We start from the raw sequence: 21,888 nt of genomic DNA on the forward strand, positions 1-21,888 counted from the left end.
GTCGGCATCGTGGCGCTCCTCGTGGGAGGCGGCGCGGCCGGCGCGGGGCGCGGGACGCGGCGCGCCGTAGGGCAGCTCCTCGTCCTCCTCGAAATCCGGCTTGGTCACGCGGCAGGCGGCGGTGAGGCTGAGGATGGCGATCGCCGCAAACAGGAAGCCGGCAAAGCTCGCCAGCGGCCCGACCAGCATCCGCGTGCCGGCGAGCAGCGCGTCGCCCGCCACGCCGCCCATGCCGGTGGGCAGCGGCCAGCGGGCGGTGGGCGGCAGCGCGCTCGCGACCGCGCTCGCGCAGAGCACGCCGACGATCCACAGGGCGAGGCGCACGCCGCCATGCGGCAGGTCGCGCTCGCGCATCAGCCGCATGCCCCACAGGACGGGGGGCAGCGCGAGCATGATCGAGCCGATCCCGAGGAGCTGCATGGCGAGGTCGGCCACGACGGCACCGGGGCGCCCGAGCACGTTGTGCGCCCGCTGGTCGGTGGCGTGGTTGAGGCTCGGGTCGTCGATCGACCACGTCGCCAGGGCGACGGTCAGGGCGACCGCGCCGGTGAAGAGGATCAGGCCGCCGCACTCCGTCAGCCGCTTGGCCAGGAAGGGCCTCAGGCTGTCGACGAAGGTGTCGTAGGGCGACGCGGAACGGCGAAGGGAACGCATGCGCAGACCGGTCCGGTGTCAACGGTCCGGTAAGGCTAACGCGGGGCGGTTAACGGCGGGCTAAGTCTGTCCGACAATGCGGCCGTCCGACCCGTCGCCGGTTGCGTTCTTCCGGGGATCGCGAGGCCCGCTCATAAAAGCAGGAAGCCCCGGATCCCTCCGAGGCTTCCCCAATCACGTCCGTGCCCCGCCGGCGGACCGGCGCGGTCCTCAGAAGGTGAAACCGGTCTCGACCAGGTAGCGCTCCTGCGAGCGCTTGGTGCCGTCGCGGCCGAAGCCGAAGCCGGGGGTGACGTCGTAGGCCTGCACCGTCGCGAACTCGCCGCGGACGAAGTAGCGGTCCCAGGTGAAGGTCGGCGTGATCGTGAACGAGAAGGCCGAGCTGCCCGGGCCGTAGAGGAGGCTGGTCGCGCTCAGGGTGTCGAAGCGGGTGCCCGACTGCGCGATGTACTCGACGCGGCCGGCCAGTCCGAAGTTCTCGTTGAAGGCGTAGCCGGCGAGCAGAGCGCCGCCCCAGGTCTCGCCGCCGATGATCGGGGAGAAGTAGTTATCCTTGCGATCGACGGTGGTGTACTGGAAATAGGGCGTGATGATCCACGGGCCGTTGGCGTAGGTGTAGTTCACGCTGATGATGCTGCTGTTCTGCAGCGAGTTGATCGTCGCGAACTGGAAGCGCGGGCTGCGGGTCGAGGAATCGAAGTCGCTGAAATGCGTGCCGCCGTTGATGCCGATCGTGTTCGAGTCGTCGAGCTTGTAGGTCGCGAAGCCCGTCACCCAGTTCAGCTCGCCGGAATAGAAGCCGTCGTTGACCGAGACCGACGCCGCGAACGGACCGCTCGCGTAGTTCACCTGAACGCCCTGGTTGATGAAGTTCTCCTGGTTGAACACCAGACCGCGGGAGATGTTCAGGTTCTGGTAGGAGAACAGCAACTCGGAGCCGATGTTGGTGAACATCCGGCCGGCCTGGATCGACCACTCGTCGTTGATCTGCCACTTGCCGAAGGCCACTGGGACCGGTCCGAACAGCGACTCGGTCTGCTCGAACGAGGAGTAGAGCGGCAGGCCGAGCGCCGGGATCGAGTAGAGGCCGGCATGCACGTAGAACTGCAGCGGGCCGTCCGCCTTCTGGATCCAGCCCTGGAGGTTCGTGAAGTCGACGCGGCCGTAGCGATCCTGCTCGGCGCCCGGGGAGAGGATGCCGAAGGCGTTGGTCTGCGTGTAGGCGAAGCCGGTGATCGCGCCGCCGACATAGATGTCACCGAGCCCCGTCACGAAGCAGGCCGGATTCGGGTTCGCCTTAATGAGGCCGCCGAAGGTCGGGGTCGAGATCGCCGCCTTGCAATGCTCTTCGACGATGACGGGCGCCTTCGCAGCGGCGGGCATGTCCGCGGCCAGTACTGGAAGCGCGGTGGCGCTCAGCGTGGAAAGCGCCGCGCATGCGGCCAGAAGCTTTGTTTTGATTGTCATTGCGGTCAGCCCCAAATTCGATACGGCCAAGGTGCCGAACTCGCCGCCGCGTCGCAAAATGAAGTTTTGCGCAAGTGCCCAATTTTTAGTCAGTTTCGCGCCGCATCAAGCTGTTGGCTGAAAACGTTGCGCAGAGGCAACATTTTCGGCGGCTCGAAACGTTAACTTTGCCGCCAAAAGCGGTCGCTTCCTTTACGATCGATTTACACATTGGGCGCTCAAGCCCGGCGCGCCGACGAGCCCCACCCGGTGCGACTCACCTGATCAGCCCACGAAAAAGGCCCCGGCGCGATGCGCCGAGGCCCTTGATGCCGGGTGCCCGCCGGGACGGCGGGCCGCCGCTCAGTAGTTGTAGGCGCGCTCGCCGTGATCGGCGATGTCGAGGCCCTCGCGCTCCTCTTCCTGCGTCACGCGCAGGCCGATCGTCAGATCTACGAGCTTGTAGAGGATCGCCGAGCCGATGCCCGACCACAGGATGGTGAAGCCGACCGCCTTCAGCTGGACGATGACCTGGGCGGCCATGTCGTAGGCGCCGACGGTGAGCTCGCCCGGCTTGGTGGTGTAGTCCGGGATGCCGGCGCCGCCGAGATCGGGCGAGACCAGGATGCCCGTGGCGAGGGCGCCAAGGATGCCGCCGATGCAGTGCACGCCGAACACGTCGAGGGAGTCGTCGTAGCCGAGCGCGTTCTTCACCGTCGAGCACATCACGAAGCAGATGCCGCCCGCGACGAGACCGAGGACGATTGAGCCCATCGGGCCGGCGAAGCCCGCGGCCGGGGTGACGGCGACGAGGCCGGCGATGGCGCCCGAGAGCATGCCCAGCAGCGAGGGCTTGCCCTTGGCGGCCCATTCCACGAACAGCCAGGAGACGGCGGCGGCGGCAGTGGCGACGAAGGTGTTGATCATCGCGACACCGGTGGTGCCGTTGGCCTCGAGGTTCGAGCCGGCGTTGAAGCCGAACCAGCCCACCCACAGGAGCGAGGCGCCGATCGTGGTCATGGTCAGCGAGTGCGGGGCGAGCAGGTCGCGGCCGTAGCCGATGCGCTTGCCGAGCATCAGGCAGCCGACGAGGCCGGCGATGCCCGCGTTGATGTGCACGACGGTGCCGCCGGCGAAGTCGAGGGCGCCCCACTTGAAGAGCATGCCGGCATCGCCCAGCACCGCGTCGTACTCGGCCTTGGCCGCGGCGTTGGCCTCGCCACCGGCGGCGGCGAGCTTGCGGGCCGCGTCGGCGAAGACGTCGGGGCCGCCCCAATACCAGACCATGTGGGCCATCGGGAAGTAGATCAGCGTGACCCAGAGGATCGTGAACACGACCAGCGCCGAGAACTTCATGCGCTCGGCGAACGCGCCGACGATGAGGCCGGGGGTGATCATCGCGAACGTCATCTGGAAGCAGATGTAGACGTATTCGGGGATCACGACGCCGTTCGAGAAGGTGGCCGCCACCGAGTTGGCGTCGACGCCCCGGAGGAAGGCCTTGGAGAAGCCGCCGACGAAGTCGTTGAGGCCGCCGCCGTTGGTGAAGGCGAGGCTGTAGCCGTAGAACACCCACAGCAGGCAGACGATGCAGGCGATGGCGAAGACCTGGGTCAGCACCGAGAGCATGTTCTTGGTGCGCACGAGGCCGCCGTAGAACAGCGCGAGGCCCGGCACCGTCATCAGCAGCACGAGGACCGCCGAGAGGAGCATCCAGGCCGTGTCGCCCTTGTTCGGAACGGGCGCGGCGGGAGCGGCCTCGACCGTCGGCGCCTGCGCCAGCGACGGCTCGACGAGGAGGAGACCGAGCGCGGCCCCTCCAAGGCCGAGCGCGAGAAGGTTACGAAGTTTCATGGACAGGAAGCTCCTGATCGCAGTGCGTCGAGCGTTTTGGAGAAAGGGTTGAGCGGCGCGGCCGCGGGCCTCGCCGAAGGCGGCTGACGGTTCCGGCGCCACCGGCGGACAGAGGCCGCGGACGGGGCGGTGCGGACGGGAATTCTCAGAGTGCGTCGGCGTCGGTCTCGCCGGTGCGGATGCGGACCGCCTTTTCCAGCGGCATCACGAAGATCTTGCCGTCACCGATCTGGCCGGTGCGGGCGGCCCCCGCGATCGTGTCGATCACGTTGGTGACGAGGTCGGCCGCGACCGCCACCTCGATCTTCAGCTTGGGGAGGAAGCTCACGGCGTACTCGGCGCCGCGGTAGATCTCGGTATGGCCCTTCTGCCGGCCATAGCCCTTGACCTCCGTCACGGTCAGGCCGTGGACGCCGATCCCGGTCAGGGCGTCGCGGACCTCCTCCAACTTGAACGGCTTGATGATCGCCATCACGATTTTCATGGGCGGCGCCCCCTTTGTTCTGCCGTTTCACCGCCGGCCGCGCACCGGCCGAGACCCAGCGGTTCTGCAGGGATCGGAATGACCCTGCGACCGCGCGCCTTCATTCAAGGACCGTGCCAAGCGGAACCATTTTCGGTTTCGTTCTTCTGCCCAGAACGTGAGCGAGCGCTGGCGCCGCGTCGGGCAGCCCCGCCGCAAAGACTGCACATCTGATAGGCAATATGTCTACGCGGTCGGCAAAACACGCGGTTTTCGGCCTCTATCCGGGGCGGCGCTGGCGGATCAGACCCTCCTGGGCGACGGAGGCGATGAGGTGCCCGGCCTCGTCGTGGAACGTGCCGCGGGCAAAGCCGAGGCCCCCCGAGGCGCTCGGGCTGTCCTGCGAATAGAGCAGCCAGGAATCGGCCCGGAACGGGCGGTGGAACCAGAGAGCGTGGTCGAGGCTCGCCGACTGGATCTCCGGGTCGAACACGGTCCGTCCGTGGGGGATCAGCGTCGCGTCGAGGAGCGTCATGTCCGAGGCGTAGGCGAGCACCGCCCGGTGCAGGGCCGGATCGTCGGGCAGAGGCTTCGTCGCGCGCATCCAGACATGGTAGCGGGCGGGCCTCGGCGCGCGGTCGCGATAGCGCTCGGTCTCGACCGGCCGCAACTCGATCGGCCAGGCCTGCGTGAAGTAGGCGAGCATCGGCTCGGGCACGATGCTGCCGCTCTCCCGGACGAGCGTCCGCGCATCCGCCAGATCGGTGGGGCCCGGCACGTCGGGGCGTTCCGCGGCGTGCTCGACGCCCGCCTCCGCGACGTGGAACGACACCGACATGGCGAAGATCGCCCGGCCCTTCTGGATCGCCTTGACCCGGCGGGTGGTGAAGCTGCCGCCGTCGCGGATGCGCTCGACCTCGTAGACGATCGGTACCGCGGGGTCGCCGCCGAGGAGGAAGTAGGCGTGCAGCGAGTGGGGCGGGCGGGACGCCTCGACCGTGCGGGAGGCCGCGACCAGCGCCTGGGCCACCACCTGCCCCCCGAACACCCGCGGCCAGCCGATCCGGGGGCTGACGCCGCGGAACAGGTCGGTCTCCAGCCGCTCCAGGTCGAGGATCGCCAGGAGGGCGTCGACGGGATCGGGCCTGCGGGATTCGGACATGGCGGCTTCTGCGGCTCTGGGGCGAAGGGTGATGACGGGTGACGAACGGCCCCGGCGCGGGGCGCGTTCGACGCACATAGCGGCTCGGCCCGGGGATGCCACGCGGGTCCCCGCGCTCCGCCCGCCCGGCCGGGGTGCCTGCGCGCGGCGCGCGGACTATGTGAAACGCTCGAGACGATCCCGGGCCGCCCGATCGCGGGCGGCGCCGGAGCCGAGGAAGAGAAGGCCGATGAGCACCACGGATCGCCGTCCCGCAAATCGTCCTGGAGCCCGCCGCCTGCTCGTCGCCGGGGCGGGCATCGCCAGCCTCACCCTGGCGGTCGCCCTGAAGCGGACGCACGGTCCGGCCCTCGACGTCGCGGTCTGCGATCCCGGCCTGGAGGCGGGCGCCGCGCGTCACCGCGGGCGCGCCTACGCCGTCGCGGCCGGGCCGCGGCGGATGTTCGAGCGGCTCGAACTGTGGTCCCGGATCGAGCCGGCGGCGGAGCCGATGCGCCGGCTGGTCATCAGCGACAGCCGCGTCGGCGATCCGGTGCGGCCGGTCTTCCTCACCTTCGGCGACGGGACCGAGGCGCGCCGGGACGCCGGCGCGGGCGGCGAGCCCTTCGCCCACATGGTCGAGGCCGAGCCGATGGTGCGGGTGCTGCTCGACGCCGCGCGGGAGACGGGCGTCCGCCTCGTCACCGCGGGGGTCCGCTCGGCCAGCCCCAATCCGCGCGCGACGCACGTGACCCTGAGCGACGGCAGCGAGGAAGAGGTCGTGCTGGTGGTCGCCGCGGACGGGGGGCGCTCCGCCCTGCGCGAGGCCGCCGGCATCGGCTGGGTCGGCTGGTCCTACCCGCAATCGGGCATCGTCGCGACGATCCAGCATGCCCGCGACCACGAGGGCCGCGCCTTCGAACACTTCCTGCCGAGCGGCCCCTTCGCGATCCTGCCGCTCAGGGCGGGGGGCGAACTCGGCCACCGCTCCTCGATCGTCTGGACCGAGCGCAGCGCCGACGTGCCGGCCCTGCTCGGCGGGGATGCCGTCGAGACGCTGGCCGAGATCGAGCGCCGGTTCGGACCCGAACTCGGCCGCATCGCCCTGGAGCACGGCCCCAGCGCCCATCCGCTGCATCTCGGCATCGCCCGCAGCTTCCGGGCGCCGCGCCTCGCGCTCCTCGGCGACGCCGCCCACGTCATCCACCCGCTGGCGGGCCAGGGACTCAATCTGGGGCTGGCCGGGGCGGCGGCGCTGGCCGAGGCGGTGACCGGCGCCCTGCGGCTCGGGCTCGATCCCGGCGCCGACGCGGTGCTGCGCGACTACGAGCAGGCCCGGCGCTTCGACAGCGTGGCGATGGCGGCGGCGACCGACGGGCTCAACCGCCTGTTCTCCAACGACGGCCTGACCCTGCGCCTCACCCGCGACCTCGGCCTCGGCCTCGTCGACCGGATGCCGGGGCTGAAGCGCTTCTTCATCGGCCAAGCCTCCGCCTCGCGCGGCGAGACCCCGCGCCTGCTGCGGGGCGAGGCTCTGTGAGGCTGGGAGGCGCGGGTCGTCAGGCGGCGCGGACGGAGGCCAGGAACCGCGTGACCTCGGCCGAGAGATGCTCGGACTGGCGCGACAGCTCGGAGGCCGAGGACAGCACCTGGGAGGCGGCCGCACCGGTGTTCTCGGAGGCGCGCGCGAGGCCGACCATGTTGCTCGTCACCTCGGTCGTGCCGATCGAGGCCTGACCGACGCTGGACACGATCTCCTGGGTGGCGGCGCCCTGCTGCTCGACCGCCGCCGCGATGGCGGTGGCCACGGCGTTGATCTCGCGCACCCGCTCCGTGACCGAACCGATCGCCCCGACCGCCTGGCGCGTCGCGCCCTGAATCTGGCCGATCTGCCCCGAGATCTCCTCGGTCGCCCGCGCCGTCTGGCTCGCCAATTCCTTCACTTCCGAGGCGACGACCGCGAAGCCCCGGCCCGCCTCGCCGGCGCGCGCCGCTTCGATGGTGGCGTTTAGCGCGAGAAGGTTCGTCTGGCTGGCGATGTTCGAGATCAGGCTCACCACGTCGCCGATCTCCGAGACGGCGCCGCTGAGTTCCTGCACGAGCGAGACCGTCCGGTCCGCCTCGTTCACGGCCCGCTGCGCCAGATCCGCCGAGCCGGAGACCTGCCGGCCGATCTCCAGCACGGAGGTGCCGAGTTCCTCGGACGCGGCCGCCACGGTGTTGACGTTGACCGCCGCCTCCTCGGCCGCGGCCGCGACCGCGCTCGACTGGTTGGCGGTCTGGAACGCCGTGGTCGTCATGCTTTCCGCGGTCGCCTGCAACTCGGTGGCCGAGGCGGAGACCATGCCGACGATGCCGCCGACCGCCTGCTCGAAGCTCTCGGCCATCTGCCGCATGCCGGCCTTGCGCTGCTCCTCGGCCGAGGCGCGCGCCCGTTCGCTCTCCTCCTCCAGGGCCCGCGCGCGGATCAGGCTGTTCTTGAAGACCTGGACCGCGTCGGCGATGCGGCCGATCTCGGTGGCCTCGCCCTGGTGCGCGATGCTGACGCCGAGGTCGCCGCCCGCGAGGGCCTGCATCGGCTGCACCACGGAATTGATGCCGCGCGAGATCCCGCGGACGATGACGAGGGCCAGCCCGACCGAGAGCAGGATGGCGGCCGCGATCGCGCCCAGGACGTGGATCTTGGTCGAAGCGTAGGCATCGGTGGCCGCGATTTCGGCCGCCGCCGCGCCGTCGTTGTTGAACTTGATCAGGGATTCGAGCGCCAGCGACGCGCGCCGCCGCGGGGGCACGGCCTCGGCCTCGTACAGGGCGAGGGCCTGCGCCTTCTCGCCCTGCCGCGACAGGCCGACGATCCGTTCGGAAACGCCGACGAAGGCGCGCCATTCCTGCCGGAAGGTCTCGTAGAGCTTGCGCTCCTCCGGCGAGGAGATGAGCGGCTCGTAGGCCGTGGCGGTGGCATCGAGCTTCTTGCCGCGCTGAACGACATCGTTCTCGACCCCGGCGAGGCTCTTCGCGTCGACCGTCAGGACGTGCCGGAGGAGGCTGGTGTTGTAGCGGCCGGTCAGCGCATCGATCTCACCCGCGGTGCGGACGCTCGGGAGCCAATTCCGCTCGATGGTCTGAAGATGGCCGTTGATGAGAGACAGACCGCCGAGGCTCAGCGCTCCCAATCCGAGCACCACGATCGTGAGGATCGTGAAGCTTCCGATCAGCCTCGAACGAATGGAGAGGTTCCTGACAGCCACGGCATAGCTCCCGGCACGACGCGAATTACATATGTTTGTCGGCCGGTGGAAATCTTTACCCTGAAATTGCTAATCCATAGTCACCGACGACGGCGGGGGATTAAAACTCCACCTGCGTTCAGTCATCCAATACCCCCGAGGCGCATCCTCCTCTCCCCCTGCCGCTCGCATCGTTGGCTCATCGTCCGACCGAGACCGTGCGCCGCTCGGGACGAGGTCGGATCCGGTCGTTCCGGGCAAGCCGGCCTCCGGCATCCGCGAGGGCCGCTTCGAGGGCGGCGCGAAGCGCGGCCGTGCCGCGGGGATGCCATCGGCACCCGCCGCGGAGCCGGCTCGACTGCATTTGCGGCCACCCGGTTTTTCGTTCATGTAGCGGCACCGCGTGCCGGGCGTCTCCCGAGCGCGCCGATCTGCCACCCGAACGCATCGGGACTTTGAACCTATGGCCACACCGGAATTCGACCTCGGCGACATCAAGCGCCGCATGCAGGGCGCCGTCAGTTCTCTGAGCAAGGATCTGGGATCGCTGCGCACCGGCCGCGCGACGCCGAGCCTGCTCGATCCGATCCAGGTCGAGGCCTACGGCGCGTCGATGCCGATGGCCCAGGTCGCCACCGTGAGCGTCCCGGAGCCGCGCCTGCTCTCGATCTCGGTCTGGGATCGCTCGATGGTCACCAATGTCGAGAAGGCAATCCGCGAATCCGATCTCGGCCTCAACCCGATGACGGAAGGCCAGACCATCCGCCTGCGCATCCCCGAGATGAACGAGCAGCGCCGCAAGGAGATGGTCAAGGTCGCGCACAAATATGCGGAGGAGGCCCGCGTCGCCGTGCGCCACGTGCGCCGCGACGGCCTCGACATCCTCAAGAAGCTGGAGAAGGACGGCGCCATCAGCCAGGACGACGAGAAGCGTCAGGCCGGCGACGTGCAGAAGGCCACCGACGACGCGATCGGCGAGATCGACGGCGTGCTGGCCTCGAAGGAAAAGGAGATCATGCAGGTCTGACGCCTCCGGCCTGCATCGTAAGGGAAGGATGGCGGGCCGTGCCGGGCCGCAGCGGCAAGGGGCAGCCAGGGAGGCCGTCGAGGGTGCGCCAGGAGGGGGAGGCTGCGGTGGTTCGCTCGGAAGGCGCGCGGCAGATCGGGGAGGCGGCGGGCGCCGCCCCCGAGGGCGCGGCGCGGCCCGCGCCGCGGCACGTCGCCATCATCATGGACGGCAACGGCCGCTGGGCCGCGAGCCGGGGCCTGCCCCGCTTCGAGGGCCATCGCCGCGGCGTCGAGGCCGTGCGCCGGGCGGTGCGCTCCGCCATCACCCTCGGCATCGGCTACCTCACGGTCTACAGCTTCTCCTCCGAGAACTGGCGCCGGCCGCCCTCGGAGATTTCCGAGCTGATGGGCCTGCTCAAGCTGTTCGTGCGCGGCGACCTCGCCGACCTCCACGCCAACAACGTCCGCGTCCGGGTGATCGGCGACCGGGCGGATCTCTCCCCCGACATCGCCGGGCTGCTCGACGAGGCGGAGACCCGCACCCGCGCCAATACCGGCCTGACGCTCGTCGTCGCCTTCAACTACGGCGGCCGCCAGGAGATTCTGCGCGCGGTGCGGCGCATCGCGTCGGCCGTCGCGGAAGGGCGGCTGCGGCCCGACGAGATCGAGCTGTCGACCGTCACGGACGCCCTCGACACCGCCGGCATCCCGGACCCGGACCTCGTCATCCGCACCTCCGGCGAGCAGCGGCTCTCGAACTTCCTGACCTGGCAGACGGCCTATACCGAGTACGTGATCGAGCCGGGCTTCTGGCCGGATTTCGACCACGACGCCTTTCTCGCCGCCGTCAGCGAGTATCACCGCCGCGACCGCCGCTTCGGCGGCCTCAGCGCCGGGGCCGGGTGATGGCGCGGGACGAGGCGGCCCCCCCCGCGCCGGCCCGGCGGGCGCCCTTCGCCAACCGCGAGTTCGGCCTGCGGGTGGCTTCGGCCCTGGTGCTCGGCGCGGCGGTGCTCGGCAGCCTGATGATCGGCGGCTGGGCCTTCGCCGCGGTCTGGCTCATCGCCGGCGTCGTCGGCGCCGCCGAGTGGCTCGCCATGACCCGCTCCGAGCCGCTCCTGCCGCTGCTCGGCCTGACCGGCGCGACGCTGTCCGGCGTGCTCGCGGCCGTGCTCCTCGGCGCCCCCCTCTGGGTGCCGCTCCTCATCCTGCTCGCCGGGAGCCTCGGCCTGTTCGCCCTCGGCCACGGGCCGGGCCGGCGCAAGCCGATCTGGGGCCTCGTCGGCGGCGCGGTGGTCGCCCTGGTGCCGACGCTGCTGCGGATCGATCCGGCGATCGGCGTCGTCGGGCCGGCCTGGATGTTCGCGGTGGTCTGGTCCACCGACAGCGTCGCCTACTTCACCGGCCGCCTGATCGGCGGGCCGAAGCTGATGCCGCGGGTCAGCCCGAAGAAGACGTGGTCCGGCGCGCTCGGCGGCCTCGCCGCGGGCGTCGTCGGCGGAACCGCGACCCTGCTCGTCGCCCGCGGGCAGGGCTGGGACGCCCTGCCCGGCCTCACCCCCGCCCTGGTCGCGGCGCTGAGCGGGCTCGCCTCGGTCCTGTCGATGGGCGGCGACCTCGTTGAGTCCGCGCTCAAGCGGCGCTACGGCGTCAAGGATTCCGGCCGCTCGATCCCCGGCCATGGCGGCGTCATGGACCGGCTCGACGGCTTCTTCGCCGTCGCGCTCCTCGCCGGCCTGTGCCTCGCCGCCCAGCGGCTCCTGACTGCCTGAACGGAACTGATCCCGTGAGCCTCACCGTCACCGTCCTCGGCGCCACCGGCTCGATCGGCCGCTCGACCACGGACCTCCTGTCCCAGCACGCCGGCCGCTTCCGCGTCGGGGCGCTGGTCGGCGGCAAGGACGCCGCGGCTTTGGCCAAGCTCGCCCGGGACCTGAAGCCGGATTTCGCCGCGCTCGCCGACGCGAGCGCCGGCCCGGCCCTGGCCGAGGCCCTGTCGGGCTCCGGCATCCCGAACGGGGCCGGCGAGGGCGCGGTGCTGGAGGCGGTCGCCCGCGACGCCGACATCGTCGTCGCCGCGGTGAGCGGCGCGGCGGGCCTCAAGCCCACCCATGCCGCGCTCCGGCTCGGGCGCACCATCGCGCTCGCCAACAAGGAGAGCCTCGTCTGCGCCGGCGACGCCTTCATGCGCGACGCCGAGCGCTACGGCGCCCGCATCCTGCCGGTGGATTCCGAGCACAACGCGCTGGCCCAGGCCATGGGCGACGGCCGCGTCGCCGACATCGCCAAGATGACGCTCACCGCCTCGGGCGGCCCGTTCCGCACCTGGACCCGCGAGCGCATCGCCGCCGCCAGCCCGACCGAGGCCGCCGCCCACCCGACCTGGTCGATGGGCCTGAAGATCAACATCGATTCCGCCTCGCTGATGAACAAGGGGCTGGAACTGATCGAGGCCCACCACCTCTTCGCCATCGAGGCAGCGCGGCTCGACGTCATCGTCCACCCGCAATCGATCGTGCACGGGCTGATCGCGTGGCGCGACGGCGCGGTCACCGCCGGGCTCGCCATGCCCGACATGCGCGTGCCGATCGCCCATTGCCTCGGGCTCGGCGACCGCCTCGAGATCGCCCGCGGCCGCCCCCTCGACCTCGCCGCCACCGGCAGCCTCACCTTCGAGCCGGCGGACGAGGCGCGCTTCCCCTGCCTGCGCGTGGCACGGGCCGCGCTCGCCGAGGGCGGCGCCGCGCCGACCGTCATGAACGCCGCCAACGAGATCGCGGTCGCCGCCTTCATCCGCGGCGCGATCCCGTTCTACGGCATCGCCGAACTCGTGGAACGGGCGGTCGAGCACTTCGCCGCCGAGCATCGCCGGGCGCCGGAGGATGTCGAGGAGGCGCTCGCCATCGACGCGCAGGTGCGCGCCTGGAGCCTCGAAGCGGTGCCCGCGACCCGCGCCGCGGGCTGAAAGCGGCATTAACCTTGGCGAACTCTTATCGGGGACGGGTGATCCGGCCTCACCGGACGCCGGTGCGATTAGACCTCGCACTCGGACCTGAGGCGTGCGACGATCCGCGACTTGCCTGCCGTGAGGCCGCTCTGTCAGGGCGGGCGGTCAAGACCGGGTTCGCGCACGACGTGCACGGATCTTCGACGCGTAACGCGGCCTGAAGGATGATGGCCATGGAATTCTTGAGCGGCATGGGCGGCAACGCGGCCGGCTTCTTCGGCGCGGTGATCCCGTTCCTGATCGTGCTGACGATCGTCGTGTTCGTCCACGAGATGGGCCACTTCCTGGTCGGGCGCTGGTGCGGGGTCGGCGTGACCGCCTTCTCCATCGGCTTCGGCCCGGAGGTCGTCGGCTTCACCGATCGGCGGGGCACCCGCTGGAAGCTCTCGGCGATCCCGCTGGGCGGCTACGTGAAGTTCGTCGGCGACGCCAACGGCGCCAGCGTGCCCGATCCGGAGGCGGTCGCCCGCATGAGTCCGCACGAGCGGGCGATCAGCTTCCCGACCCAGCCGGTGGCCAAGCGCGCGGCCATCGTCGCCGCCGGCCCCGTCGCCAACTTCATCCTCGCCATCGCGGTGTTCGCGGGCGCGATCTATTTCAGCGGCCGCTACGAGACCCCGGCCCGCGTCGAGGCGGTGCAGCCGAACAGCGCCGCCGCGCGGGCGGGCTTCCAGCCCGGCGACGTGATCCGCACCATCGACGGCGCGCCGGTCAAGACCTTCAACCAGATGCAGCGCGTCGTCTCGTCCGCCGCCGGCTCCTCGCTGACGGTGACCGTGGATCGCGGCGGCCAGGTCCAGACCCTGACCGCCGTGCCCGACATGATCGAGGAGCGCACGCCCTTCGGCCGTCACCGCTTCGGCCGGCTCGGCATCAACGGCCCGAACGCCAGCGCGGCCAAGCTGGTGCATTACGGCCCGCTCGAATCCCTGCAGCTCGGCGTCCACGAGACGGCCTTCGTGGTGGAGCGCACCTTCGACTACATCGGCAAGCTCGTCACCGGCCGCGAATCTGCCGACCAGCTCTCCGGCCCGATCGGCATCGCCCGGGTCTCGGGCGAGGTCGCGCGCGTGGGCGGCGTCGGCGGGTTGATCGGTCTGGTCGCGCTGCTGTCGGTCTCGATCGGGCTCCTCAACCTGTTCCCGATCCCGCTCCTCGATGGCGGGCACCTGATGTTCTACGCCTTCGAGGCGGTGCGCGGCCGCCCCCTGAGCGAGCGGGCGCAGGAGATCGGCTTCCGCATCGGCCTCGCCTTCGTGCTGATGCTGATGCTGTTCGCGGCCTGGAACGACATCCTCAACCTGGGCGCCTCGCTGAGCCAGCGCGGCACCTGACGCCCCGGCCCCTCCCGTCTCCGAATCAACGGCCCGGCGCCCCCGCCGGGCCGTTCGCGTTCGTGGTGAACGCCGGCCTAACGCGATCGGGACAGGCGCCGGAAAGTCGTGTTCGCGACCATATTTACGCCCTATTCACGCTAATCTCAGAACGATCGTAAAGGCGTTCCGCCGTTAAGTGGCGCGAAGGCCACGACCCCCCAAAATCCCGGTCTATCGGACGACCCTCGCGTTTGCTTCGTAGGGGAATCCCGATACAAGCGTGGCTGGGACCAGAGGGCGGCGAGCCTTAAGGGCGGCTGCCTGCGGGTGCGAACCCGTGCTGAGATAAAAAGAGACGGGCGATTACATGATGTCGATGACGGGAAAGCGCCGGCGAAAGTCGGCGGAGCGTGCCATCGTTCTGGTCGCCACCGCCGCCAGCGTGATCCTCGGCGGCGCGGCCGCACAGGCGCAGCAGATCGTCGTCGAAGGCAACCGCCGTGTCGATGCCGACACGATCCGCTCCTACGTCACCGGCACCGCCTCCGGCTCGCCCGAGGAAGCGCGGCGCAACCTTCTCTCCACCGGCCTCTTCTCCGACGTGCAGGTCTCGGGCCGCGGCGGCACCACCGTGGTGCGCGTGCGTGAGAACAACGTGGTCGGCCGCGTCTTCTTCGAAGGCAACAAGAAGATCGAGAAGGGCACGCTCGAGAGCGTCGTCGAGACCAAGGACCGCGGCGCCCTGAGCCCGGCGGTGGTCGCCGCCGACGTGGAGCGCATCCGCGACGTCTACAAGCGCTCGGGCCGCGGCACCGCCAAGGTGAGCTACCGCCTCGTCGACCTGCCCACCGGCCGCTCCGACGTCGTCTTCACCATCGACGAGGGCGACAAGACCGGCATCCGCGCCATCAACTTCGTCGGCAACAGCGCCTACTCGGAATCGACCCTCAAGGGTCTGATGACCTCCTCCGAGATGAACTTCCTCTCGTTCATCAAGACCTCCGACGTCTACGATCCCGACCGCATCTCGTCCGACCTCGACATCGTCCGCCGCTACTATCTCAAGAACGGCTACGCCGATTTCCGCGTCGTCAACGCCGATGCCCGCTACGTCGAGGCCGGCGATGAGACCGGCTGGGTCATCACCGTCACCGTCGAGGAAGGCGAGCAGTACACCGTCGGCGCCGTCGCCGTTGACCCGCGCATCGCCGGCATCGACCGCGAGGCCCTCGACGGCCAGATCCGCGCCCAGGTCGGCGACGTCTACAACGCCGAGGACGTCGAGAAGACGCTCGTCGGCGTCACCAACGAGGTCAACCGCCAGGGCTATCCCTTCGCCCAGGTGCGCCCCACCGGCCAGCGCGACCGCGCCACGCATCAGGTCGCCCTCGGCTTCGTCGTCGAGGACGGTCCGCGCGTCTACGTCGAGCGCATCAACATCCGCGGCAACACCCGCACCCGCGACTACGTCATCCGCCGCGAGCTCGACCTGACCGAGGGCGACGCCTACAACCGCGTGCTGGTCGACCGCGCCGAGCGCCGCCTGAACGGCCTGGGCTTCTTCAAGAAGGTGCGCTTCTCTAACGAGCCGGGCTCGTCCCCGGACCGGGTGGTCGTCAACATCGACGTCGAGGATCAGCCCACGGGTTCGTTCTCGGTGGCGGGCGGCTACTCCACCCAGGACGGCATCATCGGCGAGGTCTCGGTCTCCGAGTCGAACTTCCTCGGCCGCGGCCAGTACGTGCGCCTCGCGGTGCAGGGCGGCCAGTACGCCCGCGGCATCGACTTCTCGTTCACCGAACCGTACTTCCTCGGCTATCGCCTGGCCGCCGGCTTCGACGCCTTCTACAAGTACTCCGACCTGACTCGGTACTCGCGCTACGAGACGACGGTCTACGGCGGCCAGCTCCGCCTCGGCCTGCCGATCACCGAGGAATTCGGCGTCACCTTCCGCTACTCGGTCTACAACACCGAGCTGCGCGTCCCGAACACCATCAAGCGGCCCTACAACGACTGCTCGGTGGCGATCCCCGGCTACACCGCCCTCAACCCCGCCGGCACGATCGATCCGTCGAGCGGGCGTGACGTGGGCGGCCTGCCGGCCTACCCGAACTGCGCCTTCGACGGCGAGGCCTCGATCGCCCTCAAGGGCCAGCAGGGCAGCGTGCTGACCTCGCTGGCGGGCGTGACGCTCGCCTACTCGACCCTCGACAACCTGCAGCGGCCCACGAACGGCTTCTACGGCGAGCTGAAGCCCGACATCGCCGGCATCGGCGGCGACTCCAAGTTCTTCCGCGTGACGGGCGACGCCCGCTACTACAAGGAGATCTGGGAGGACGTGGTCGGCTTCGTGCGACTCCAGGGCGGTCACATCTCGGCGCTGGACAACCAGCCGCTGCGCATCACCGACCAGTTCTTCCTCGGCCCGTCGCTGGTCCGCGGCTTCGCTCCCAACGGCCTCGGCCCGCGCGACGTCGGCATCGCCGACGCCCGCTCCAACGCCATCGGCGGCACCACCTACTTCGGCGCCACGCTCGAAGTTCAGTTCCCGATCTGGGGCCTGCCGCGGGATCTCGGCCTGAAGGGCGCGGTCTTCGCCGACGCCGGTACGCTGTTCGGCTACGATGGCCGCCGCAACTTCGACGTGAACGGCGACAACTTCATCAACGGCTTCGCGCCGGGATCGGGCTGCAACTACACGAACTTCGGCGCCAACGCGATCAAGGTCGAACCCGAGTGCGTGAACGTCCGCGACAAGCCGACGATCCGTTCCTCGGTCGGTGCCTCGATCCTGTGGAACTCGCCGCTCGGCCCGATCCGCTTCGACTACGCCTACGCGCTGTCCAAGGACGAGGGTGTCCAGACGGCTCTGGGCAAGGTCGGCAAGGACCAGACCCAGGCGTTCCGCTTCTCCGGCGGCTCGCGCTTCTGATCCCCGACAGGCTCGCTTGAGAGAGCCGTGCCCGACCGTCTCACGGTCGGGCACGGCTCTTTTGCGTTGCCCTGCCCCCGCGTTCCGCCCCGGGCGGGTGCTCCTTCCGGCGAAGAACGCTATAGCGGCGGTCGGACCCCTCCCCTGCCGGCACCAGCGAACCTCATGTCAGATCCCGTCTTCATCGCGCCGAGAGGCGGCCTGACCCTCGGCGCGGCCGCCGAGGCCTGCGGCGTGCCGCTCCCGGAGGGCGCCGACCCGGCGCGGGCGGTGACCGGAGCCGCCCCCCTCGAAACCGCGGGGCCGACCGAGCTCGCCTACATGGACAACGCCCGCTACGGCGAGGCGCTGACCGGAACGCGGGCGCTGGCCTGCCTCGTCTCGCCGCGCTTCGCCCCGCGCGTCCCGTCCGGCACGATCGCCCTCGTCACCCGCGATCCCTACCGCGCCTATGCCGGACTGCTGGCCCGGCTCTACGAGGAGGCGATGCGGCCGGGCTCGCTGTTCGCCGCAAGCGGGGTCTCCCCCGGCGCCCATGTCCACCCGCAGGCGCGGCTCGAGGACGGGGTGCGGATCGATCCCGGCGCCGTCGTCGGCCCCGGTGCCGAGATCGGCTCCGGCACGGTGCTCGGCCCCAACGCCGTGATCGGCCCCAACGTGCGGGTCGGCCGCGACTGCTCCGTCGGCGCCGGGGCGACCCTGACCCACGCGCTGGTCGGCAACCGCGTCATCGTCCATCCCGGCGCCCGCATCGGCCAGGACGGGTTCGGCTTCGCCATGGGCCCGGGCGGCCACCTCAAGGTGCCGCAGGTCGGCCGCGTCATCATCCAGGACGATGTCGAGATCGGCGCCAATACCACCATCGACCGCGGCGCCTCGCGCGACACGGTGATCGGCGAGGGCACCAAGATCGATAACCTCGTCCAGATCGCCCACAACGTGGTGATCGGCCGCCACTGCGTGATCGTCTCCGGTGTCGGCATCTCCGGCTCGACCACGCTGGAGGATTACGTGGTGCTCGGCGGCCAGGTCGGCGTCGTCGGCCATCTGCGCATCGGCATGGGCTCGCAGATCGCCGGCTCCTCCAACGTCAACCGCGACGTGCCGCCGGGCTCGCGCTGGGGCGGCACGCCGGCCAAGCCCGTGCGGACGTGGTTCCGCGAAATGACGACGCTGGCGCGCCTCGCCGAGCGTGGCGGGAAGGACGAGGCAGAGGGGTAATGAGGTTCAGGGCTCTGCCCTGAGACCCGCCAAAGGGCTTGCCCTTTGGAAACCCCTGACGGACGGCGCGGACGGTTTCCGGCTGATCGCTTCGGTGCCTTCTCCGTCATCGCGAGGCGGAGCCGAAGCGATCCAGGGCGCGACCCCTCCGGAAAAGTCGCGCCCTGGATTGCCACGGCTTCGCCTCGCAATGACGGAGTGAGACCCGACCCGAAGTGATCGACCGGATGACGGCTCAGCTCTCGAACAGCGCCCGGACGTCCGGCAGGCTGCGCCAATGCTCGACCCGGTGGCAGGTCAGGCTCTCCCACGGCTGATCGCGATAGATCGCGAGGCTCTCCGCGACGAAGGCGTCGAGGCTCAGCGTCTCGGGCGCCGCACCCCGGCGCTGCCGACGCTTGAAGACCGTGGAGCCGGCCACGCCGTAGAGGGTCGCCACCGGCGGATAGACCGGCCAGATCGGGTCGTCCAGCAGAGCGTCCGGCGCGTAGGCTTCGACCGCCACCGAGCGCGGCGCGAGCCCCGCCTCGCGCAGCAGCCGCTCGGCGACGTCGCCGAGGACGCTGAGGCGCGGATGGTTGATGTTGTGCATGAACAGGCCGCCCCGCGACCAGCGCAGCAGCTCGCCCGAGAGGTCGAAGCCGATCGCCCGGCTCGACGCGATCAGGTCCGCGGCGGCGAGATCCCAGGCGTCGAGATAGCCGAGCCGCGAAAACACCTCCTCGCGGAACAGCCCGACGATCCGTTCCCGCGGGAGGCCCTGGAGGAAGCCGAACAGGGTGATCGCCGAATGGTAGGTGCCGAGCGGCGACGGCACCAGCCTCACCCGCGCCACCGAGGCGAGGTCGCCGACATAGACCGCGTCCGGGTGGAAGGCGGTGAAGACGATCGCGGGAAACAGCCGCATCCGCGGCAGCCGCGCGCGCAGAGCCTCCGAGCCGCCCTCGGGGAAGAACCCCGCCGGGAAGGGCTGGCAGAAGACGTGGTCGCAGTCCCCGAGCGTGGCCGCGAAGGCGTCGAGGCCGCCCGCGCGCCGGCCCAGGGTGCTCATCGGGATCAGCCGCACCCGCGCGCCCGGCAGGAGGATGCGCAAAGCCTCCGCCACGCCCTTCGCCTGGCAATTGCCGATCACCGCGATCCGAGGACCGTGGAGGCCGCTCTCTTCGGGTTCACGCCGGGCGATCCACGGTCGCGGGACGGCCCGGATCAGCCGGGGAAGCCTGAGGGCCAAGGCGGCGCGCCTACTCGCGCCGCAGCAGCCGGTCGACGACGATGTCGGACCAGAAGCCGGCGCGGAAGTTCCGCGTCACCTCCTGCGGGTCGTAGCTGTGCTCGACCCAGTCCAGGAAGCTCTGGCCGCGCGCCTCGCCCTCGCGGAGATAGGTCGCGAAGAAGGCGTCCAGGATCCCGGTCTTGGCGAAGCGGAAATGGCCGTAGCGCGGCGAGAGCTGGCGCAGGGCCTCGCGCACCGGCCGGCCCTCGTGCAGGATCAGGAACAGGGTGGCGGCGAGCCCCGCCCGGTCCGCCCCGGACTTGCAATGCATCACCGCCGGATAGTCGAGGCCGGCGAAGAAGTCGCGGGCCGCGAGCAGGGTCTCGCGGGAGGGTGCCTCGCGGGAGCGCAGCACGAACTCGACGAGCGTCAGCCCCTGCCGCTCGCAGGCCTCGCGCTGCAGGGGCCAGGAGCCGTGCTCGCGCCCGCCGCGCAGCGACACGATCGTGCGCACGCCCTGGCGCTTGAACCATGCGAGCTGGTGCGGGGTCGGCTGGGCCGAGCGCCAGACCAGCCCGGTGCCGATCCGGTGCCGGTTGAGATAGGCGAGGCGGAAGATCCCGTGATCGACGAGCAGCATGTTCGCCCAGGCTTTCGCCCGGGAGACGGAGCCGTCGATCGGCCGCTCGAACTTCGCGATGCGAGCCATGCGCCGCGCGTAGCGCGTCTCGGGGGGAAGGAAGCGATTGAACACGGATTGCTGCGCGCGGCCTGTCGGAGCGTTCCTCTAACAGCCCGCGATTCGGGCGACAACGCGCACCGTTTCGGGCGAAATCCGATCGGCGGCCTCGCGACGCGGATTTCGCGCGCCGCCCCGGCGCCGCGCGGCCCTGCCGATACGGCATCGCTTCGACCATACGGATGCCGTTTCCGGCCGTTGCCGAACCGGTCCCTTTGCCAGCATCATGCGGTGCCCGCTTACGATCGGAGCCCGCGATGACAACGAACACGGTGAGCCTGCGCCGCGCCCGCGCCGCGGACGCCGCCGGCCTCTCGGCGGTGTTCGATGCCGCGTGGCGCGAGGCCTATCAGGGGATCATCCCGGGGGTCGCCCTGGAGCGCTTCCTGGCCCGCCGCGGACCGGAGACGTGGCGCGCCATGATCGGGGGGGGACGGGGCATGGCCGTCATCGCCTTCGGCGAGCAGGTCGCGGGCTACGCCGCCTACGGCCGGGCGCGGGACCGCACCCTGCGGGCCGACGGCGAGATCGACGAACTCTACATCGCCCCGGAGTTCCAGGGCCTCGGGCTCGGCACCCGCCTGTTCCGGGCCGTGCGCAACGACCTGATCGACCGCGGCCTCACCCGCATCGGCGTCTGGGCGCTGGCCGATAATCCCCGCGCCTGCGGCTTCTACCAGTCCCTCGGCGGCGTGGCCGGACCGGAATCGATCGAGCGCGTCTCCGGCATCTGCCTGCCGAAGGTCGCCTACCTGTTCGCCTGATCAGGGATCCAGCGCGGGGCCGAGCCAAATCGTGCGGTGCAAAACAGCGTTTTCCGCCACGGGATGGCGGCCCGGAGGCAACTTGGCCGGAGGAACGATTTCAATTCCCGTCGGCACAATCTAAGACATCGCTCGATGGGTGCGGCATCGTGAGCCGGCCCGCACGATGCACCCGCCGGACGAAGCGATGCGTCCGACGGCCGGACCTTCAGAGAGCTCAGGCCCATGGACATCAACGCCATCTCGATCGGCAAGAACCCGCCGGAGGACGTCAACGTCATCGTCGAGGTTCCGCTCGGCGGCGAGCCGATCAAGTACGAGATGGACAAGGATGCCGGCACCCTCGTCGTCGACCGGTTCCTCTACACGCCAATGTTCTATCCGGGGAATTACGGCTTCATCCCCCATACCCGTTCCGGCGACGGCGACCCCTGCGACGTGCTGGTGGCCAACACCCGCGCCATCATCCCGGGCGCGATCATCTCCGTGCGCCCGGTCGGCGTGCTGGTGATGGAGGATGACGGCGGCGAGGACGAGAAGATCATCGCCGTGCCCTCGCGCAAGCTGACCCAGCGCTACAACCGGATCGAGAACTACACCGATCTGCCCGAGATCACCGTCAGCCAGATCCAGCACTTCTTCGAGCACTACAAGGACCTCGAACCCGGCAAGTGGGTGAAGGTCGTGCGCTGGGGCGACAAGGCGGAGGCCCAGCGGCTCATCCTCGAAGGCATCGAGCGCGAGAAGGCCCACAAGGGCGGCTGATTCTGTTTCGATGCCATGCCGAGCCGCGGCGGTCTCGCCGCGGTGATCGTTCCGCCCGAGCGATGTCGCAAGGCTCCCCTCGCCCCGCCGTGCGGGAGGGGTTCGGGGTGGGGGTAGTGCAGAAGGCACCGCACCGCC

19 protein-coding genes are annotated in these 21,888 nt (G+C 70.3%); 11 read left to right on the forward strand and 8 right to left on the reverse strand.

The features are described from left to right. Both MFF42_RS08065 and MFF42_RS08070 read right to left on the reverse strand, forming a co-directional pair. Nucleotides 1–654, reverse strand: a 654-nt coding sequence (locus MFF42_RS08065) for a DNA translocase FtsK 4TM domain-containing protein (RefSeq protein WP_238255278.1), incomplete at its 3' end; no start/stop codon positions are given. A 210-nt stretch (nt 655–864) separates the two neighbouring features. Beyond that, a complete protein-coding gene (locus MFF42_RS08070) occupies nt 865–2,121 on the reverse strand; it encodes an outer membrane beta-barrel protein (protein ID WP_238255279.1) in 1,257 nt (418 codons plus the stop codon). On the opposite strand from MFF42_RS08070, the gene MFF42_RS08075 reads away from it, so the two are divergent. Beyond that, entirely contained in the window at nt 2,063–2,242 is a 180-nt protein-coding gene (locus MFF42_RS08075; RefSeq protein ID WP_238255295.1) for a hypothetical protein, read from the forward strand. The genes MFF42_RS08070 and MFF42_RS08075 overlap by 59 nt on opposite strands. Before the next feature lie 221 nt (nt 2,243–2,463). Here MFF42_RS08075 and MFF42_RS08080 read toward each other — a convergent pair whose 3' ends face one another. The 3 genes from MFF42_RS08080 to MFF42_RS08090 all read right to left on the reverse strand — a co-directional run bounded on the left by MFF42_RS08080 (nt 2,464) and on the right by MFF42_RS08090 (nt 5,579). Then, complete coding sequence (locus MFF42_RS08080) at nt 2,464–3,954, reverse strand: ammonium transporter (protein WP_238255280.1); 1,491 nt, start codon at nt 3,952–3,954, stop codon at nt 2,464–2,466. Nucleotides 3,955–4,099: 145 nt separating this feature from the next. Then, nucleotides 4,100–4,438, reverse strand: a complete 339-nt coding sequence (locus MFF42_RS08085; protein WP_026105669.1) for a P-II family nitrogen regulator — start codon at nt 4,436–4,438, stop codon at nt 4,100–4,102. Nucleotides 4,439–4,697: 259 nt separating this feature from the next. Beyond that, nucleotides 4,698–5,579 (reverse strand): acyl-CoA thioesterase, encoded by an 882-nt coding sequence (locus MFF42_RS08090; protein WP_238255281.1) that lies wholly within the window; start codon nt 5,577–5,579, stop codon nt 4,698–4,700. 229 nt (nt 5,580–5,808) lie between these two features. Here MFF42_RS08090 and MFF42_RS08095 point away from each other — a divergent pair, with 229 nt between their 5' ends. Continuing rightward, nucleotides 5,809–7,098 carry an FAD-dependent monooxygenase gene (locus MFF42_RS08095; protein ID WP_238255282.1) on the forward strand — a complete coding sequence of 430 codons (1,290 nt, stop codon included), beginning with the start codon at nt 5,809–5,811 and terminating at the stop codon, nt 7,096–7,098. A 19-nt stretch (nt 7,099–7,117) separates the two neighbouring features. On the opposite strand, the gene MFF42_RS08100 is transcribed toward MFF42_RS08095, so the two are convergent. Next, complete coding sequence (locus tag MFF42_RS08100; protein ID WP_238255283.1) at nt 7,118–8,806, reverse strand: methyl-accepting chemotaxis protein; 1,689 nt, start codon at nt 8,804–8,806, stop codon at nt 7,118–7,120. A gap of 442 nt (nt 8,807–9,248) precedes the next feature. Between MFF42_RS08100 and frr the strand changes: the two genes are divergently transcribed. The 7 genes from frr to lpxD all read left to right on the forward strand — a co-directional run bounded on the left by frr (nt 9,249) and on the right by lpxD (nt 18,269). Beyond that, entirely contained in the window at nt 9,249–9,812 is a 564-nt protein-coding gene (gene frr, locus MFF42_RS08105; RefSeq protein WP_238255284.1) for a ribosome recycling factor, read from the forward strand. 107 nt (nt 9,813–9,919) lie between these two features. Then, complete coding sequence (locus MFF42_RS08110) at nt 9,920–10,699, forward strand: isoprenyl transferase (protein WP_238255285.1); 780 nt, start codon at nt 9,920–9,922, stop codon at nt 10,697–10,699. Beyond that, nucleotides 10,699–11,565, forward strand: a complete 867-nt coding sequence (locus tag MFF42_RS08115) for a phosphatidate cytidylyltransferase (protein ID WP_238255286.1) — start codon at nt 10,699–10,701, stop codon at nt 11,563–11,565. The genes MFF42_RS08110 and MFF42_RS08115 overlap by 1 nt, the downstream gene beginning before the upstream one ends. A gap of 14 nt (nt 11,566–11,579) precedes the next feature. Then, nucleotides 11,580–12,758 (forward strand): 1-deoxy-D-xylulose-5-phosphate reductoisomerase, encoded by a 1,179-nt coding sequence (gene dxr / locus MFF42_RS08120; RefSeq protein ID WP_238255287.1) that lies wholly within the window; start codon nt 11,580–11,582, stop codon nt 12,756–12,758. 215 nt (nt 12,759–12,973) lie between these two features. Beyond that, entirely contained in the window at nt 12,974–14,134 is a 1,161-nt protein-coding gene (gene rseP, locus MFF42_RS08125; protein WP_238255288.1) for an RIP metalloprotease RseP, read from the forward strand. Between the two features lie 349 nt (nt 14,135–14,483). Then, complete coding sequence (gene bamA, locus MFF42_RS08130; RefSeq protein WP_238255289.1) at nt 14,484–17,048, forward strand: outer membrane protein assembly factor BamA; 2,565 nt, start codon at nt 14,484–14,486, stop codon at nt 17,046–17,048. A 165-nt stretch (nt 17,049–17,213) separates the two neighbouring features. Beyond that, the gene (gene lpxD / locus MFF42_RS08135; protein ID WP_238255290.1) at nt 17,214–18,269 is read left to right on the forward strand and encodes a UDP-3-O-(3-hydroxymyristoyl)glucosamine N-acyltransferase; all 1,056 of its coding nucleotides are present in this window, start codon (nt 17,214–17,216) and stop codon (nt 18,267–18,269) included. 235 nt (nt 18,270–18,504) lie between these two features. Here lpxD and MFF42_RS08140 read toward each other — a convergent pair whose 3' ends face one another. Together MFF42_RS08140 and MFF42_RS08145 are read right to left on the reverse strand one after the other, a co-directional pair. Further along, complete coding sequence (locus MFF42_RS08140; RefSeq protein WP_238255291.1) at nt 18,505–19,401, reverse strand: WcbI family polysaccharide biosynthesis putative acetyltransferase; 897 nt, start codon at nt 19,399–19,401, stop codon at nt 18,505–18,507. Between the two features lie 109 nt (nt 19,402–19,510). Then, nucleotides 19,511–20,236, reverse strand: coding sequence for a fused DSP-PTPase phosphatase/NAD kinase-like protein (locus MFF42_RS08145; protein WP_238255292.1), 726 nt, complete (start codon nt 20,234–20,236; stop codon nt 19,511–19,513). A gap of 242 nt (nt 20,237–20,478) precedes the next feature. On the opposite strand from MFF42_RS08145, the gene MFF42_RS08150 reads away from it, so the two are divergent. Both MFF42_RS08150 and ppa read left to right on the forward strand, forming a co-directional pair. Next, entirely contained in the window at nt 20,479–20,985 is a 507-nt protein-coding gene (locus MFF42_RS08150) for a GNAT family N-acetyltransferase (protein WP_238255293.1), read from the forward strand. A 225-nt stretch (nt 20,986–21,210) separates the two neighbouring features. Beyond that, nucleotides 21,211–21,750, forward strand: a complete 540-nt coding sequence (gene ppa, locus MFF42_RS08155; protein WP_238255294.1) for an inorganic diphosphatase — start codon at nt 21,211–21,213, stop codon at nt 21,748–21,750. The last annotated feature ends 138 nt before the right edge of the window (nt 21,751–21,888 follow it).

The sequence above is a fragment of the Methylorubrum podarium genome (assembly GCF_022179745.1).
GTDB classification, from domain to species: Bacteria; Pseudomonadota; Alphaproteobacteria; order Rhizobiales; family Beijerinckiaceae; genus Methylobacterium; species Methylobacterium podarium.